At 68.5% G+C, this 16282-nt stretch carries 16 protein-coding genes and 1 pseudogene; 6 read left to right on the forward strand and 11 right to left on the reverse strand.

Translation table 11 applies throughout. The features are described from left to right. Window positions 1–15: 15 nt before the first annotated feature. Window positions 16–1614: pseudogene (locus P0Y60_11650) on the reverse strand (ABC-F family ATP-binding cassette domain-containing protein). Between the two features lie 172 nt (window positions 1615–1786). Between P0Y60_11650 and P0Y60_11655 the strand changes: the two are divergent. The 4 genes from P0Y60_11655 (at window position 1787) to P0Y60_11670 (ending at window position 5764) form a co-directional block, all read left to right on the forward strand. Next, window positions 1787–2404 (forward strand): VTT domain-containing protein, encoded by a 618-nt coding sequence (locus P0Y60_11655; GenBank protein WEK59998.1) that lies wholly within the window; start codon window positions 1787–1789, stop codon window positions 2402–2404. A 5-nt stretch (window positions 2405–2409) separates the two neighbouring features. After that, window positions 2410–3684: a sensor histidine kinase gene (locus P0Y60_11660; GenBank protein WEK59999.1), complete on the forward strand. Its 1275-nt coding sequence runs from the start codon at window positions 2410–2412 to the stop codon at window positions 3682–3684. After that, complete coding sequence (locus P0Y60_11665) at window positions 3681–4352, forward strand: response regulator transcription factor (protein ID WEK60000.1); 672 nt, start codon at window positions 3681–3683, stop codon at window positions 4350–4352. The genes P0Y60_11660 and P0Y60_11665 overlap by 4 nt, the downstream gene beginning before the upstream one ends. A gap of 98 nt (window positions 4353–4450) precedes the next feature. Beyond that, on the forward strand, window positions 4451–5764 hold the full coding sequence (locus tag P0Y60_11670) for an acyltransferase (protein ID WEK60001.1): 1314 nt from the start codon (window positions 4451–4453) through the stop codon (window positions 5762–5764). A 73-nt stretch (window positions 5765–5837) separates the two neighbouring features. On the opposite strand, the gene P0Y60_11675 is transcribed toward P0Y60_11670, so the two are convergent. The 3 genes from P0Y60_11675 to P0Y60_11685 are packed head-to-tail and all read right to left on the reverse strand — an operon-like array spanning window position 5838 to window position 7697. Next, window positions 5838–6431, reverse strand: a complete 594-nt coding sequence (locus P0Y60_11675; protein WEK60002.1) for an energy-coupling factor transporter transmembrane protein EcfT — start codon at window positions 6429–6431, stop codon at window positions 5838–5840. Continuing rightward, window positions 6428–7120, reverse strand: coding sequence for an ABC transporter ATP-binding protein (locus tag P0Y60_11680; protein ID WEK60003.1), 693 nt, complete (start codon window positions 7118–7120; stop codon window positions 6428–6430). Before P0Y60_11680 ends, P0Y60_11675 begins: the two co-directional genes overlap by 4 nt. Next, window positions 7110–7697, reverse strand: coding sequence for a biotin transporter BioY (locus P0Y60_11685; GenBank protein ID WEK60004.1), 588 nt, complete (start codon window positions 7695–7697; stop codon window positions 7110–7112). The genes P0Y60_11680 and P0Y60_11685 overlap by 11 nt, the downstream gene beginning before the upstream one ends. A 63-nt stretch (window positions 7698–7760) precedes the next feature. Between P0Y60_11685 and P0Y60_11690 the strand changes: the two genes are divergently transcribed. Further along, on the forward strand, window positions 7761–8369 hold the full coding sequence (locus P0Y60_11690) for a TetR family transcriptional regulator (GenBank protein WEK60005.1): 609 nt from the start codon (window positions 7761–7763) through the stop codon (window positions 8367–8369). Here P0Y60_11690 and P0Y60_11695 read toward each other — a convergent pair. Genes P0Y60_11695 through sufB form a run of 7 tightly spaced genes read right to left on the reverse strand, consistent with a single transcriptional unit; the run spans window position 8332 to window position 14923 of the window. Continuing rightward, the gene (locus P0Y60_11695; protein WEK60006.1) at window positions 8332–9711 is read right to left on the reverse strand and encodes an MFS transporter; all 1380 of its coding nucleotides are present in this window, start codon (window positions 9709–9711) and stop codon (window positions 8332–8334) included. The two genes, P0Y60_11690 and P0Y60_11695, sit on opposite strands and share 38 nt — an antisense overlap. Further along, window positions 9708–10862 (reverse strand): aminotransferase class I/II-fold pyridoxal phosphate-dependent enzyme, encoded by a 1155-nt coding sequence (locus P0Y60_11700; GenBank protein WEK60007.1) that lies wholly within the window; start codon window positions 10860–10862, stop codon window positions 9708–9710. Before P0Y60_11700 ends, P0Y60_11695 begins: the two co-directional genes overlap by 4 nt. Window positions 10863–10864: 2 nt before the next feature. Then, window positions 10865–11194: a metal-sulfur cluster assembly factor gene (locus P0Y60_11705; GenBank protein ID WEK60008.1), complete on the reverse strand. Its 330-nt coding sequence runs from the start codon at window positions 11192–11194 to the stop codon at window positions 10865–10867. Window positions 11195–11203: 9 nt separating this feature from the next. Further along, complete coding sequence (gene sufC, locus P0Y60_11710; protein WEK60009.1) at window positions 11204–11974, reverse strand: Fe-S cluster assembly ATPase SufC; 771 nt, start codon at window positions 11972–11974, stop codon at window positions 11204–11206. Next, the gene (locus P0Y60_11715) at window positions 11975–12301 is read right to left on the reverse strand and encodes a non-heme iron oxygenase ferredoxin subunit (GenBank protein WEK60010.1); all 327 of its coding nucleotides are present in this window, start codon (window positions 12299–12301) and stop codon (window positions 11975–11977) included. Further along, on the reverse strand, window positions 12298–13503 hold the full coding sequence (gene sufD / locus P0Y60_11720; protein WEK60011.1) for a Fe-S cluster assembly protein SufD: 1206 nt from the start codon (window positions 13501–13503) through the stop codon (window positions 12298–12300). Before sufD ends, P0Y60_11715 begins: the two co-directional genes overlap by 4 nt. 1 nt (window position 13504) lies before the next feature. After that, a complete protein-coding gene (gene sufB, locus P0Y60_11725) occupies window positions 13505–14923 on the reverse strand; it encodes a Fe-S cluster assembly protein SufB (protein WEK60012.1) in 1419 nt (472 codons plus the stop codon). A gap of 235 nt (window positions 14924–15158) precedes the next feature. Between sufB and P0Y60_11730 the strand changes: the two genes are divergently transcribed. Next, window positions 15159–16274, forward strand: coding sequence for a COX15/CtaA family protein (locus P0Y60_11730; GenBank protein ID WEK60013.1), 1116 nt, complete (start codon window positions 15159–15161; stop codon window positions 16272–16274). Window positions 16275–16282 lie beyond the last annotated feature (8 nt).

The raw sequence follows: 16282 nt of genomic DNA on the forward strand, positions 1-16282 counted from the left end.
TGTCGGCACGAGTCGTCAGGCGAGCTCGATGAGGTCCTGGTACTCCTGATTCCAGATGTCCTCGACACCATCGGGCAGGATCAGCACGCGCTCGGGGTTCAGCGACTCGCACGGCGCCCGGGTCGTGCGAGACGAGCACGACGGCGCCCTCGTAGTGCGGCGAGCGCGTCGAGGATCTCCTCGCGCGATCGCCGGGTCGAGGTTGTTCGTCGGCTCGTCGAGCAGCAGGAGGTTCGCCGAGAGACGACGAGTGTCGCGAGGGAGAGACGGGTCTTCTCGCCACCGGAGAGCACGCCTGCGGGCTTGAGCACGTCGTCGCCGGTGAACAGGAACGAGCCGAGCACCCGGCGCGCCTCGGTCTCGGTGATGTGCGGCGCCGCGGAGACCATGTTCTGCGAGCACGGAGCGGTCGACGTCGAGGTTCTCGTGCTCCTGCGCGTAGTAGCCGACCTTCAGGCCGTGCCCGGTTCGAGCTGCCGGTGTCGGGCTTGTCGACGCCGGCGAGCATGCGCAGCAGCGTGGTCTTGCCCGCACCGTTGAGCCCGAGCACGACGACCTTGGAGCCGCGGTCGATCGCGAGGTCGACATCGGTGAAGATCTCCAGCGAGCCGTACGACTTCGACAGCCCCTGCGCCATGAGCGGCGTCTTGCCGCACGGCGCGGGCTTCGGGAAGCGGAGCTTCGCGACGCGGTCTTCCTGGCGCACGTCGTCGAGGCCGGCGAGCAGCTTCTCGGCGCGTGCGACCATCTGGTGCGCGGCCGCGGCCTTCGACGCCTTCGCCCCGAATCGCGCCGCCTGCAGCTGCAGGGTCGTGCGCCTTCTTCTCGGCGTTCGCGCGCTCCTTCTTGCGGCGCTCCTCGTCGGCCGCCCGCTGACGCAGGTAGTTCTTCCAGTTCATGTTGTAGATGTCGATGACCTGCCGGTTCGCGTCGAGGTAGAACACGCGGTTGACCGTCTCGCCGACGAGCTCGACGTCGTGGCTGATCACGATCAGCCCGCCCTTGTAGTTCTTGAGGAACTCGCGCAGCCACACGACGCTGTCGGCGTCGAGGTGGTTCGTCGGCTCGTCGAGGATCATCGTCTCGGCGTCCGAGAACAGGATGCGGGCGAGCTCGATGCGGCGTCGCTGACCGCCGGAGAGCGTCTTGAGCGGCTGGTCGAGGATGCGGTCGGGCAGCGACAGGTTGTGCGCGATCGACGCCGCCTCGCCTCGGCCGCGTAGCCGCCCTGCGCCTCGAACTGCTCCGTGAGCGCGCGTATCGCTTCATCGCCTTGGCGGCGACGGCCGGATCGTCCGAGCCCATCTCCATCGACGCCTCGGTCATTCCGAGTTCAGCTGGCCGAGGCCGCGGGCGTCGAGGATGCGGGTGCGCGCGAGTCCTCCGGGTTGCCCGAACGCGGGTCCTGCGGCAGGTAGCCGAGTCTCCCCGGAGCGGGTCGACCTTGCCGCCGGACGGCAGCACGTCTCCGCCAGCACTCTTGGTGAGCGTGGTCTTGCCGGCCCCGTTGCGTCCGACGAGACCGATCTTGTCACCATCGGAGACGCGGAACGAGACGTTCTCCATGAGCAGGCGAGCGCCTACGCGGATCTCGAGGTCGTGCACGGCGAGCACAGCGGATGTCCGTTCGTCAGAGTGGAAAGTCGGCCGAGGGGCCAGCCTCCCAGTATAAGCGGCTCCGGCTGAGCGCTGACCGACCGTCGGCGAGGAAGATCAACCCGTGGAGTGAGGCGGTCGATACTGCAGAGGGATGCTCCGCGTGATGCCTGCTTCCTAACCTGCTGAGGTGGATGTCATCAACGAGCTCATCATGCAGGCCGTCGCCTCGCCCTGGCTGTATCTGATCCTCTTCGCGGCGACCGTCGTCGACGGCTTCTTCCCACCCGTTCCGAGCGAGACCGTGCTCGTCGCCGCCGCAGCGGTCGCGGCGTCGACGGGCACGGCGGATCTGATCCTGCTCGGGGCGGTCGCCGCAGCCGGAGCCGCCATCGGCGACAACATCGCGTACGCGCTCGGTCGCACCGTCGGCACCACGCGGTTCGCCTGGATGCGCAGGCCCCGCGTCGTGGCGACCTTCGCCGCGGCAGCGCAGGCGCTGGAACGCCGCAGCGCGACGCTGATCCTGGGCGCGAGATACATTCCGGTCGGTCGTGTCGCCGTGAACATGTCCGCCGGTGCGCTCGGGTTCCCCTGGCGTCGTTTCGCACCGCTCAGCATCATCGGCGGTGTGAGCTGGAGCGCTTTCAGTCTCGCGATCGGCCTACTCGCCGGCTCGTGGCTCACGGGGAATCCCCTTTTCAGCGCCGGCCTCGGCATCCTCATCGCGCTGCTCGTCGGAGTCGTGATCGACCGTGTGGCCGCCCTGCGTCGTCGCCGCACCGCCGTCGCCCAGCTGGCAGGATGACAGACATGGCAGCTCGCCGACCGCGCGTGGAGCGCACCCCCGTGATGAGCCGTCGCACCGGCGCGCTCCTCGCTCTGTGCGCGGCGTCGATCGCGCTGTTCGCGACCCTCGTCCCGCTCCAGACGACTCTGTCGGGCACCCCGTTGCCCCTCTCGTTCATCCTCGCCGCCGCCGTCTGCGGCACGCCCCTGCTCTCGCTGACGAGGCCGCGCACGGCGATCGTCCTGTTCTCTGCGGCGTCGTTCGCCTTGCCCTTGATCGTCGATGCCACCGTCGCCATCTCCTCTCCCTGGCCGTGGTCGGTCCCTGCGCTGCTCACGTTCGTCCTGTTCATCGGCGTGATGACGTTCCTCCACGGCGCCCGGCTCGGCGCCTTCGTCCTGATCATCGGCGTGATCGTCTCGCTCACCGCTCCCCTGCTGCGCCCCGACCTCGTCGCCACTCCGGCCTCGTCCGCCAGCGCCACCGCGAATCTGATCGTGACCTCCTCGCTCGCCGTCGTCATGTACCTGATCGCGGTCCTCGCGGCCGGGCGGCTCCGGCTCGGTGCGGAGTTGACCCGCGAACGCGCGCACAGCGCCCTGGAGGAGTCCCGTCGCGCACTCGTGGAGGAGCGCACGCGCATCGCTCGTGAGCTCCATGACGTCGTGGCCCACAGCATGTCCGTCATCCAGGTGCAGGCATCGACCGCCCGCTATCGCCTCCCCGAACTCGACGACGTCGCAGTGGCGGAGTTCGAGGACATCGCCGCCACCGCGCGGGGTTCCCTCACGGAGATGCGCCGCATGCTCGGCGTGCTGCGCACCGAGGATCAGGCGGCGGAACTGGCGCCGCAGCACGGCATCGACGACATCCCCGGGTTGGTCGAGAGCATCCGACGCGCCGGCGTCGACGTCGGCCTGGTGATCGAGGGGGGCAAGGCCGCCTCATCCGCACCCGCAGCCGTGCAGATCGCCGCATTCCGGATCGTGCAGGAAGCGCTGAGCAACGCCGTGCGACACGCTCCCGGCGCCGGGGTGAGCGTGCGCGTCCATGCTGATCCGACGTCGATCCGCATCCATGTGCGAAACGCCGAACCCCCGTCGCGGCCCGCCGAACCCACCGGCGGGTACGGCCTGCGCGGCATGCGCGAACGCGCCGAGTTGCTCGGCGGAAGCCTCCTCGCCGGACCGGATACGGACGGAGCGTGGATCGTCGACGCCACGCTCCCCCTCTCCTCGCCCTCCGAGCCGGCACCCGGCACCGCCCGCGAAGACCTCGCCGACAAGGAGACCCCGTGACGATCGACGTGCTCATCGCTGACGACCAGGCCATGGTGCGCGCCGGATTCGCCGCGCTTCTGGACGCGCATGACGGCATCCGCGTCGCCGGGCAGGCGGCGAACGGGCAGGAGGCGGTGGCGCTCGCTGCACGTCTCGATCCGGATGTGATCCTGATGGACGTGCGGATGCCCGAGCTCGACGGCATCGAGGCGACCAGGCGGATCCTCGGTCCGTCCTACCCCGCCGCGCACGTGCCACGCATCGTCATGCTGACCACCTTCGACATCGACGACTACGTGTACGACGCTCTCGCGGCCGGAGCGAGTGGCTTCCTGCTGAAAGACGCGTTGCCCGAGGAACTCGTGCACGCCGTGCGCGTCGTGGCCGCCGGGGATGCGCTCCTCGCGCCCAGTGTCACGCGACGGATGATCGAGCAGTTCGCCGGGCGCCGCCCGTCGGGTCCTCGCTCGACGACGATTCTCGCAGACCTCACCGAACGGGAGCGCGAAGTCCTGGTGCTGATCGGGCGAGGGCGGTCCAACACCGAGATCGCAGCCGATCTGTTCATCGCGGAGCAGACCGTGAAGACTCACGTCGGCAAGGTACTCGCGAAGCTCCAGCTGCGAGATCGCGTGCACGCGGTGATCCTCGCCTACGACACCGGTCTCGTCGAGCCCTCCGCCTGACTCCCCCCGCGGTAGGGGGTCGAGACGGCACTCGAGGGTGATGCGTCCCCGCGCACCGCGTCCATAGTCTCCGGGAACACCGTTCCCCAGGAGGACTCATGGCCATCGTCCAGGCGCCCGTCACCACCGCACCGAGCGCATCAGTCACCTCGCTCCGCGACACCGGAATCGACTTCGTCCGCGCCCTCTGCGTTGTCGGAGTGGTGCTCCTGCACGCGATCATGGTCGGGGTGACCATCGAGGAGGGCGCTCCGGTCTTCGCGAACGCCAGCGACGGGACGGCGTGGATCGCACCGCTGAGTTGGGGGCTCCAGGTGATGCCCCTGTTCTTCGTCATCGGCGGGTTCTCCGGACTGATCGCGTACCGCCGGGCACGCTCGCGCGGCGGATCGGCACGGGCCTTCGTCGCGGCGCGTCTGCACCGGCTGATGAGACCTGCTGTGGTGACGATCGGTGTGGTGGGCCTCGCCCTCGCGCTGCTCACGGTGGCAGGTGCTCCCGCCGACCTCGTCGCGATCGCGGGATTCCGGTACGGACAGCCGCTGTGGTTCCTGGCCGTGTTCCTGATGTGCCAGTCCCTGCTTCCCGCGCTGGCCGCGGCGCACGAGCGCTCCCCTCTTCTCACCATCGCCGCTTTGACCGCGGCCTCCATCGGCGTGGATGCCGCGCGCGCTCTCACCGGCATCGATCTCCTCGGCTTCCTGAACCTCGCGTTCGTCTGGATGACCCTCCAGCAGCTCGGGTTCTTCCTCGCGGATGGACGGATCGATGCCCTCGCCCGGCGCACACGCCTCTGCATCGGCGTCGGTGCACTGCTCCTGCTCATCCTCTCGTTCGTGTGCGGCATCCATTCGCCCGACCTGATCGCCAACATCAATCCGCCGACCACGGCTCTCCTGCTCGTCGGCATCGTGCACACCGCCGCCCTCTCCCTGGGGCGTGAGCGGATCGAGCAGATCAGCCGCACACCGGCAGCCGCCGCATTCACCGCTTTCGTCACGCCGCGGACCATGAGCATCTACCTCTGGCACATGCCGGTGCTGCTCGTGATGGCGGGAGCATCCGCCGTGTTCGCCCTGCTGACGGGCGTCGATCTGCCGTCGCTCGACAGCGTCGGCTGGTGGTCAGCACGCCCACTGTGGCTCGCCGTCGCACTCGCGGCGACGGCCCTCATCGCGGTGGTCACGACCCGGTTCGAGAGGCGCCCCTCACCCACCAGCGCAGAGTCGTCCGGTCGCGTGGCGGGAGGGGTGCTCGCCGCTCTCGTGGGGGTCCTGCTGTTGCTGGTGCTCGGCACATCGCCCGCCACCGCACTCATCGCTCTCGCCCTGATCACCGGAGCGCTGCGCCTCGCCGCCTCCCGTCGCCTCGCCACCTCCGGTCACCCCGCCGAGACACCAGCCACGGCGTGAGAATCCACGCACGCGGCGGTTTCTCGTGCGCGACGTGGTTTCTCGCGCGTAAGGAGGGGTCTCGCGGATGCCGTCAGACGAGACCCCGCGCCGCCAGCGCATCCCCCACGTCGTCGGCATGCCGCAGCGCGAGCACGAGCAAGGGCACGGACGCCCGCACGCCGAGTCTGACCCCGCGGGCGTCCTGCGCGTCACGCACGCGCTGCGCGAACCCCGCGACGACCGGGATCATCGTGAGCGTGAGCGAGAGCGTCATCGCCACCGCGTCGGCATCGACCCCGACCCGCCGCAGCGGCTGCAGCACGCGGTACAGGGTCTCGAGCAGGGCGGACATCGGGGTCGTGAGCGTGAGCAGACTCGCGAGCAGCAGCAGAGCCACCACTCGACCGGTGCTGATCCACGCGGTGACCGGCGAGAGGAAGATCGCCAGCGCCGCACCGAGAACGAGCACCAGCCATCGGATGCGCCAGAGCTCGGCGCCCAGCGCCCGTACTCCGAAGCCGGCGACACCGTACAGTGCTCCGACGAGCAGCAATGCCGCGCCGATCCCCCAGGCGTCCCAGGGGATCAGCGACAGCAGGAGCGCCATCACCATCAGCACGCACAGCTTCAGCCCGGCCGGCGCCCGATGCACCAGGCTCGATCCCGGGCGGTACAGGTGGATCATCCGCAGCTCCGGCGATACCGCGCCACGAGGTGCGCAGGCTCCCCCACCGCCAGCAGTCGGCCCCCCTCGAACAGGAGCGCCGTGTCGCACTGCGCGGCGAGTTCGAGATCGTGCGTCACGAGGACGACCTGTGCGGGCTGCTCGAGCAGGAGCCGGCCCACACGTCGCGCGTTGCGCAGGTCGAGCAGCGTCGTCGGCTCATCGGCGACGACGAGATCCGGCTCGGTGATGAGCACCGACGCCAGCGCGAGCATCTGCTTCTGTCCGCCCGAGAGTCCTGACGCCGGCGCATCGGCATGGTCGCCCAGTCCGTGCGCCAGGAGAGCGGTCTCCACGCGCGCGGCGACCTCCGCAGTCGGGCGTCCTCGCAGGGACAGCGCCAGGTCCTCGGCCGGGGTCGGCATGAGGATCTGCGCGTCCGGATTCGTGAACACGAACCCCACCCGTCGCCGCAACGCCGCCCGATCACGCGTGCTGTCGAGCCCGAGAACCCGCACGCTGCCGGACGTCGGAGCGGTCAGGCCGTTCAGCAGACGCGCGAACGTCGACTTTCCCGACCCGTTCGCCCCGATCACCGCGATGCGACGGGCAGTGAGGTCGACCGACACGTCGGTCAGTATCGCGCGACCGTCGAACTCGACGCAGACTCCGTCGAGATCGATCGATGCGACGGTGGTGTCAGGCGACATGCGTGGCCGGCCGCGCCGCGCCCACTGCCCGGCCGAACGCCGGCGGGTACGCGCGTCGCAGGGCGAGCACGAGTGCCGTCGCTGCGGCGGCCTTGAGCAGATCGCCGGGAAGGAAGGCGAGGCTCGAGACCGCGGTCGGCACGAGATCCACTCCGAGGACGAGGGCCTGCACGGGGATGCCGAAGAGGTACACGACCAGGATGCCGCCGACGACGGCGCCCAGTGCCGTGCGCCACCAGGTGATCCGTCCGCCGTGCACGATCAGTCCGATCACCACCGCTCCGACGACCCAGCCCAGCAGGTATCCGGCGGTCGGCCCGACGAAGACCCCGATTCCCCCGCGTCCGCCGGCCAGCACCGGAAGGCCCACGGCGGCGAGCACCAGCACGATCAACACGGCGAGCGGACCGCGCCGCGGCCCCAGCACCGCTCCCGCCAGCATGACGCCGAGCGTCTGCGCCGTGATCGGCACGCCGGTCGGCAGGGGGATCGTGATCATCCCGAACACGATGATGAGCGCGGCGAAGATCGCGATGCGGCCCAGGTCACGACCGATGTCGGTGCGCTTCTCTGTCATGTGGTCCTCCATTTACGCTTCCTGAACAGTGTTCACGTGAACGGCGTTCAGTATAGTGAGAGCATGACCCCGTCGCACAACTCGACCCGCCACGATCGCGATGCCGTCGCCCGTGCCACACTGGCGCTCCTCGACGAAGTGGGTCTGGCCGATCTCTCGATGCGACGCATCGCCGCCCGGCTCGACGTGCAGCCGAGCGCCCTCTACTGGCACTTCTCGAGCAAGCAGGAGTTGCTGGCGGACCTCGCCGACCGCATCACCGCGGGCATTCCCCGACCGGGCGCCTCTGTGCTCGACATCTCCCGCGGCATCCGCGATGCCCTCTTCGCGTATCGCGACGGCGCAGAACTCGTGCTCAGCACCTCGGCGCTGCGGCTCGGCTCCTCGCACGCCGAGGACGCGCTCGCCGAGGCGCTCCGCGCGCAGGGAGTCGATGGGGCCGCCGATCGCGCGACGGCGATCCTGCACTTCGTGCTCGGCCACGCCACTCTGGTGCAACAGCGCATGCACGCCGACAGCTACGGGGCGGTGTGGGCGGGCGCCGACACCATCGCGTCACCGGAAGAGTCCGACGATGTCACCGCAGGCCTGGATCGTATCTTCGATCTCGGCATCACGGCACTCGCCGGCGACGTCAGGAGTTCTTCTGCTCCGCCGCATGGCCGAGCCTGAACCCCGGTATCGCCGCGACGAAGACGAGCACGATGCAGAACACGAACACGGCACCGAAGGCCATCCCGTCCGCTCCCGCCCCGCCGAGCGTCGCGACCCCCAGTCCCGCGAGGGCGATCGCCACCGCGGATCCGGTCGCATCCGAGATCGACAGGGCCGACGAGTTGAAGCCCTGATCGTCCGTCCCGGAGTAGGCCAGCGTGAGCACGGTCAGGCGCGGATAGAGCAGGCCCATCCCGCCGCCGCCGAGAGCCCAGCCGAGCACGACGAACACCGGTGAGATCCCCCAGACGGCCGCGAGAAGCACGCAGGCGATCGCCGCGAGGACGAGGCTGAGGCTGATCGCCGTGATGCGGCGGTTGCCCAGCCGCTCGCCGTAACGGCCCTGCACCGCGGAGGCCCCGGCCCAGGCGAAGGCGGCGAGCATCAGGGCGATCCCGGCCCAGGTTGCGGTGAAGTCGAATCGCCGCATCAACAGATACGGGATGTACGCCTCGGCGGCGAAGAATGCACCGGCGACCAGACCGCGCATGAGCACGACGCTGGGCAGTCCCCGACCGGCGCGCAGCGTGGCTTTGGGTACGAGCGGCAGGAGGGCGACGCCGATCACCACGACGGCGCCGAGGGCGACCGGCCAGCCCACCACCGGCTCCATGTCTGCCGTGAAGCCGATCACGACGGCGAACACCGCGACGACGACCGCCAGCGCGAGCCGCAGGGTCACGGCGCGCGTGTCGGCCGGCACGCCGTGCCCGAGGTCGACGCCGCGCAGACGCGAGGCGATGACGACGAAGGCGATCGCGGTGAGGACAGCCACTCCCAGGAACGCCCACCGCCAGTCGAGGAACTCGGCGACGGCACCCGCGAGGAACGGCCCGACCATCGAGGGCACGACCCAGGCGGCCGCGAACGCAGCGAACACCCGCCCGTGCAGGTGTGGCGGATACAACCGGGCCACCACGACGTAGAGGGCGACGGTCTGACCGCCGGCACCGAGGCCCTGCACGAGCCGCCCGATCAGGAACTGGTGCATCGTGATCGCGAAGCCCGAGATCACCAGGCCGATGAGGAACAGGGAGACGGCGACGTAGAGCGCCGTGCGTGGCCCGCGTGAGTCGGACCAGGCGCCCGCCGCGACCATTCCGATCACACTGGTGGCGAGTGTTCCGGCGAACGCGACGGCGTACAGCGACTGCCCGTCGAGCGCAGCGCTCACGATCGGCATCACGGTGGTCACAGCCAGCGACTCGATCGCCGCGAGGAAGATCAGCGCGATCGCACCGACGGTGACCCAGAGACGTTCACGATCCCAGATGGACGCCTCGGTACCGACCCCGCTCACTGATCCACGAGCGCCGCGATGCGCTCCACGGCCTCGGTGATGATCGCGGGACTGGTTCCGAAGTTGAGCCGGACGTATCCTCTCCCCTCGTCGCCGAAGGCCGGGCCGTAGTGCAGCGCCACCTTCGCTTCGCGCAGGATGCGTCGAGCCGGGTTGTCACCCCACCCGAGCGCACGGAGGTCGATCCAGGCGAGATAGCCGGCATCCGGCATCCGATACCGGGCGCCCGGCACGTGCTCGGCCAGCAGGCGCTCCAGCAGTCGTCGGTTCTCATCCAGGGTGTGCAGCAGGCCGTCCAGCCAGGCATCACTCTGCTCCGAGAGAGCGGCGATCGACGCGAGCAGACCGAACTGCCCTGTGCGCCATTCCACTTCGACGGGAAGGCCTCGCACCACGGCTGACGTCGTCTCGTGCGCCGTCACCATGAGCGCGCACTTGAGTCCAGCCAGGTTGAACGCCTTGCTGGCGCTGACGACCGCGTATCCGACCCGTTCGGCTGCCTCTCCCACGGAGAGGAACGGCACGAACCCGGCGTTCGGCTGGGCAAGCGGGGCGTGGATCTCGTCCGAGACCACGCTCGCGCCGAACTCCGCCGCGATCGTCGCGAGAGCGGCCAGCGATTCACGGGAGTGAACGGTGCCCGTCGGATTGTGCGGGTTGCACAGCAGGATGGCCGTTGCCCCCGCGGCGAATGCGGCACGGATGCCGTCGAGGTCGAGTTCCCATCCGGTGCCGGTGTCGGTCAGAGGGACGCGCTCGATCTCGCCGCCGGCCTCTGTGACCAGATCGTAGAACGGCGGATACACCGGCGGCGTCACCACGACGCGCTCACCCGGCTTCACGACGCGGCGAAGGATCTCGACGATCCCCATGCTGACGTCGGCCGTCGTGCGCGTGCGCGCCGGGTCGACCTGCCATCCGAATCGGCGCAGCGCGAAGCGTGCATACGTCTCGGCCAGCGGCGTGCGCGAGGCGATGTACCCCGTATCGCCCGATTCCACGGCGCGCCGAAGCGCATCCGTGATCGCCGGAGCCAACGGGAAATCGGTCTCCGCCACGAAGAGTGGGAGAACGTCCGCAGGGTACTCCCGCCACTTCTCGCTGGTTCGCTCGCGCAACTCGTCGAGCGGCAGAGCTGTGACCCGCAGCATCCTCAGATCGCGAAGCCGAGCGCGCGCATCATGTCGCGCCCGTCGTCCGTGATCCGCTCAGGACCCCACGGCGGCATCCACACCCAGTTGATGCGGAACTGGTCGACGACGTTGTCCAGCGCCTGCGCGGTCTGGTCCTCGAGCACGTCGGTCAACGGGCATCCCGCGCTGGTCAGCGTCATGTGGATGACGAGAGCGTCGTTCTCGTCATCCCAGGCGAGATCGTAGATGAGGCCGAGGTCGACGACGTTGATCCCGAGCTCGGGATCCATCACGTCCTTCAGAGCCTCGGTGACCTCGTCATACTTCTGGTCTGTGAGCGTCGCTGTCATGCGGTCAGCCTACGCCTCGATGGGGGCGGCGGGGTCGAGGAAACGGTCGTAACCCTCGTCCTCGAGCCGATCGGCGAGCTCCGGTCCGCCCTCTTCCACGATCTTGCCGGCGACGACCACGTGCACGAAGTCGGGGCGGATGTAGCGGAGGATGCGGGTGTAGTGCGTGATGAGAAGCACGCCGAGTCCGGTGGATTCCTTCGCGCGGTTCACGCCCTCGGAGACGATCTTGAGCGCATCGACGTCGAGGCCGGAGTCGGTCTCGTCGAGGATCGCGAACTTCGGCTGGAGCACCTCGAGCTGCAGGATCTCGTGGCGCTTCTTCTCGCCACCCGAGAAGCCCTCGTTGACGTTGCGCTGAGCGAACTTCGGGTCCATGCGCAGGTTCGCCATGGCCGCCTTGACGTCCTTGGTCCAGCCGCGGATCGCCGGCGCTTCCCCGTCGAGGGCCGTCTTGGCCGTGCGGAGGAAGTTCGTCACCGTGACACCGGGGATCTCCACCGGGTACTGCATCGCCAGGAACAGACCGGCGCGAGCACGCTCGTCCACGGTCATCTCCAGCACGTCCGCACCGTCGAAGGTGATCGAACCACTCGTGACGGTGTACTTGGGGTGACCGGCGATGGTGTACGCCAGGGTCGACTTGCCCGAGCCGTTGGGGCCCATGATGGCGTGCGTCTCACCGGTGTTCATGGTGAGGGTGATTCCGTTGAGGATCGGGGTGGTCCCCGCCTCGGTCTCGACCGTCACAAACAGGTCGCGGATCTCGAGAACAGACATTCAGACTTCCTTAATCACAGTCGGATCGATGAGCACGTCGTCACCGTCGATTTCGACGACGTAGACCGGAACGGGCTCATAAGCGGGGAGATTCTGGGGCTTGCCGGTGAGCAGGGAGAATGCGGAGCCATGCGCCCAGCACTCGACCGTGTCGCCTTCCACGAAGCCCTCGGACAACGAGATGTCGCCATGGGTGCAGGTGTCGCCGATCGCGTGGATGACGCCGTCGCCGTCTTTGATGACGGTGATCGGAACACCACCCGGGTCGACGCGCAGAGGTGTGTCCTGTTCGAGCTCGTCGACGCCGCAGACGCGTTCGGCGCTCACGCACTCACCGCCGCGAGCTCGGTCTCGATCGCGGAGAGCAGCTCGGACTCCAGCGTGGGGATGCCGAGGCGCTGGACGATGTCGGTCAGGAAGCCGAGCACGACCAGGCGGCGTGCTTCCTCTTCGCTGATCCCACGGGCCTGCAGGTAGAACAGCTGCTCGTCGTCGAAGCGTCCGGTCGCACTCGCGTGGCCGGCTCCCTGGATGTCGCCGGTCTCGATCTCGAGGTTCGGGATGGAGTCGGCGCGAGCGCCCTCCGTGAGAACCAGGTTGCGGTTCGCCTCGTAGGAGTTCGTGCCGGTGGCGTTCGGCCCGATGAGCACGTCGCCGATCCACACGCTGTGCGCGCCTTCGCCCTGGAGCGCACCCTTGTAGAGCACGTCGCCCGTGGTGTGCGGCCCTTTGTGGTGCAGGTAGACCTGGCTCTCGAGGTGCTGGCCGGCATCCGCGTAGGACAGACCGTAGAGGTAGCCCTCGGATGCCGCGCCTGCGAGCTCGACGTTCGGGTTCACACGCACGACGCCGCCGCCGAAGCTGACGACGAAGTGCTTGAGCACGGCGTCGGCATCGACACGGGCCTGGTGCGCCGAGGCGTGCACGGCCGCGTCGTCCCACTGCTGCAGGCTGATGACGGTGAGCTTCGACCCGGCGCGAGCGATGATCTCGACGTTCTGCGCGTAGTGGGCGACGCCCGTGTGCTGCAGCACGACCGTCGCGACGCTGTGCTCGAGCGCCTCGATCACGATGTGCGCATCGGCCCGGCGCCCGGCGCCCTGCCCTTCGATCGAGAGGAAGACCGGCTCGGCCACCTCTTCCTCGCGCGGGATGCGGATGTGCAGGCCCTCACGAGCGCCCTGCCATGCGACGGCGGCCGTGATGTCCTCGCCGAGGAAGACCTCGCCACGGGGAGCGGTGCCCGGCGCGAGCGGAGCCTGCCGGTACTGCTCACCCGAGCGGAACTCGTAGGTGACACCGTCGTTCGGCTCGGCGACCTCGAACAGCGCGCCCAGCTGGGCCACGGGCGTGTGCTTCCAGTTGACCTCACGGCCGGTGGGAGCACCGAAGTCGGCGGGCTCGAAGGAGTGCGGGCGCTCGGACCGGGTCTGCACGGGCACGAAGCCGGCGTCTGCCACCTGGGCCGCCGGGTCCACATGCGCGCTCGTGTAGTGCGACGCCGTCGGCGCCGTCGTCTGGGACGTCATCTCAGCCGACCGATCCTTCCATGCCCATTTCGATGAGCTTGTTCAACTCCATGGCGTACTCCATCGGCAGCTCGCGTGCGATCGGCTCGATGAAGCCGCGCACGATCATCGCCATCGCCTCGTCCTCGGGCATACCGCGCGACTGCAGGTAGAAGAGCTGCTCCTCGCTGACCTTCGAGACCGTGGCCTCGTGGCCCAGCTGCACGTCGTCGACGCGGATGTCGATCGCCGGATACGTGTCGGAGCGCGACTTGGTGTCGACCAGGAGCGCGTCGCAGCGCACCGTGTTGGCCGAGTGATGTGCACCGGCGTCGACACGGACCTCGCCGCGGTAACCCGCGCGTCCGCCGCCGCGGGCGATCGACTTCGAGACGATCGACGACTGCGTGTACGGCGCCATGTGGATCATCTTCGCGCCGGCATCCTGATGCTGACCGGGACCGGCGAATGCGACGGAGAGCGTCTCGCCCTTGGCGTGCTCACCCATCAGGTAGATCGACGGGTACTTCATCGTCACCTTGGAGCCGATGTTGCCGTCGACCCATTCCATGGTCGCGCCCTCGTGGGCGACGGCGCGCTTGGTGACGAGGTTGTAGACGTTGTTCGACCAGTTCTGGATCGTCGTGTAGCGCACGCGGGCGTTCTTCTTCACGATGATCTCGACCACGGCGGAGTGCAGGGAGTCCGACTTGTAGATCGGGGCCGTGCAGCCCTCGATGTAGTGGACGTAGCTGTCCTCATCGGCGATGATCAGGGTCCGCTCGAACTGGCCCATGTTCTCGGTGTTGATGCGGAAGTACGCCTGCAGGGGGATCTCGACGTGCACGCCCTTGGGGACGTAGACGAACGATCCACCCGACCAGACGGCCGTGTTCAGCGCGGCGAACTTGTTGTCGCCCGCGGGGATCACGGTGCCGAAGTACTCCTGGAAGATCTCGGGGTGCTCGCGGAGAGCCGTGTCGGTGTCCATGAAGATGACACCCTGCTCCTCCAGATCCTCACGGATCTGGTGGTAGACGACCTCGGACTCGTACTGAGCCGCGACACCGGCCACGAGGCGCTGACGCTCCGCCTCGGGGATGCCGAGACGCTCGTAGGTCTCGCGGATCTCGGCGGGAAGGTCTTCCCACGACTGCGCCTGCTTCTCGGTGGAGCGCACGAAGTACTTGATGTTGTCGAAGTCGATCTCGCTGAGATCGGCACCCCACGTGGGCATCGGTTTGCGGCCGAAGAGCTGGTAGCCCTTGAGGCGGGTCTTCAGCATCCATTCGGGTTCGTTCTTGAGCGCAGAGATCCCGCGGACCACCTCTTCGGAGATCCCGCGTTTCGCGATGGCGCCCGCAGCATCGGCATCATGCCACCCGAACTCGTACACCCCCAGGCCGTCAAGCTCTGGGCGGTCGATCAGCACATCCGACATCACACTCTCCTTATTGGGCCTCAACGGTGTCATCCGCCCCGACACACCTGATCCCCCGTCGAGTCTGCGGGGAGCGGGTGCCGCTGGTGGGGCCCTCATCACCGGCGCATCCATCGCGCCTAAACTGTTGACGATGCTTCAGCGCGGTCAGCGCTCATCACAACAATCCGATTCTACAGGTTCTGCCTGGTGACCGGGCCGTGCTCGGCATGTCACCCCGCGGTCCGGAGGACTAATGCCCGAGACGACGATCTCCGCTTCCCCGAACGCCAGGGGCCTCGACGCGACGGCGTCGCGTCCTCCCCTGTGGGGACGCGCGCTGCGCATCCTCGCATGGCTGTCGTTCATCAGCGAGACGATCATCATCGGCACCGGAGGGGCTGTGCGCCTCACCGGCTCCGGGCTCGGATGCTCGGACTGGCCGCTCTGCACCCCTGAGTCGTTGGTGCCGATCCTCGAGGTGCAGGGAATCCACGGCCTCATCGAGTTCGGCAACCGTCTGATGACGGGCGTGGTCGGCATCATCGCGCTCGCCGTCGTGCTCCTCGTGCTGCACACCATCAGCGGCAAGCGCGGGCTCGTGACATCGCTCTGGTTCGCCGCCGGCGGCATCGTCGCCGCCGGAGTGGCCTTCGCGATCGCCACTCCTCTGCACGTGCCGGCCTCGCCGATCGCGCTGGGTGTGCTGCTGATCGCCGTCATCGCCGCTGCCGTCAGATCCGTCCGCACGACGCCTGCACGCCGCGACCTGGTGCTCCTCGCCTGGATCACCCTGATCGGCGTGGTGGCACAGGCCCTGGTCGGCGGCATCACCGTGCTGACCGGCCTCAACCCGCTGATCGTCGGCTTCCACTACACGTCTTCGCTGCTGCTGGTGTGCGTCACGGCCGCGTTCCTGGTTCGGATGTACGAACCAGCCGGCGCGCGCGAACGGGCGGTGCCGCTCTGGTTCGTCATCCTCTCCCACGTCACCGGCCTGGCTCTGGCCGTGACGATCCTCTTCGGCGTGCTCACCACGGGTTCGGGCCCGCACTCGGGCGACGCCGATGTGGAGCGTCACGGCTTCGACGCCACCGTGCTCGCCCACGTGCACTCCTGGCCCGGGTACATCCTGGCCGGGCTCGTCCTGGCTCTCACGATCTCCGCCTGGGTACTGCGCCTGCGTCCGCGTCGCTGGCTGCTCGTGCTCGTGTTCGCGATCGTGGTGCAGGTCGGCGTCGGTGTCTGGCAGGCCCGGGAGGGCCTCCCTCCGCTGCTGGTCGGAATTCACATGGTGCTCGCCTCGTTGTCCGCGGCCACCTACACGGTCGTCGTGCTTCGCCTGAAGCGCCCCGCCGGAACCTCTGACTGACGCGGGAT

The organism is Candidatus Microbacterium colombiense (assembly GCA_029203165.1).
Classification (GTDB): Bacteria; Actinomycetota; Actinomycetes; order Actinomycetales; family Microbacteriaceae; genus Microbacterium; species Microbacterium colombiense.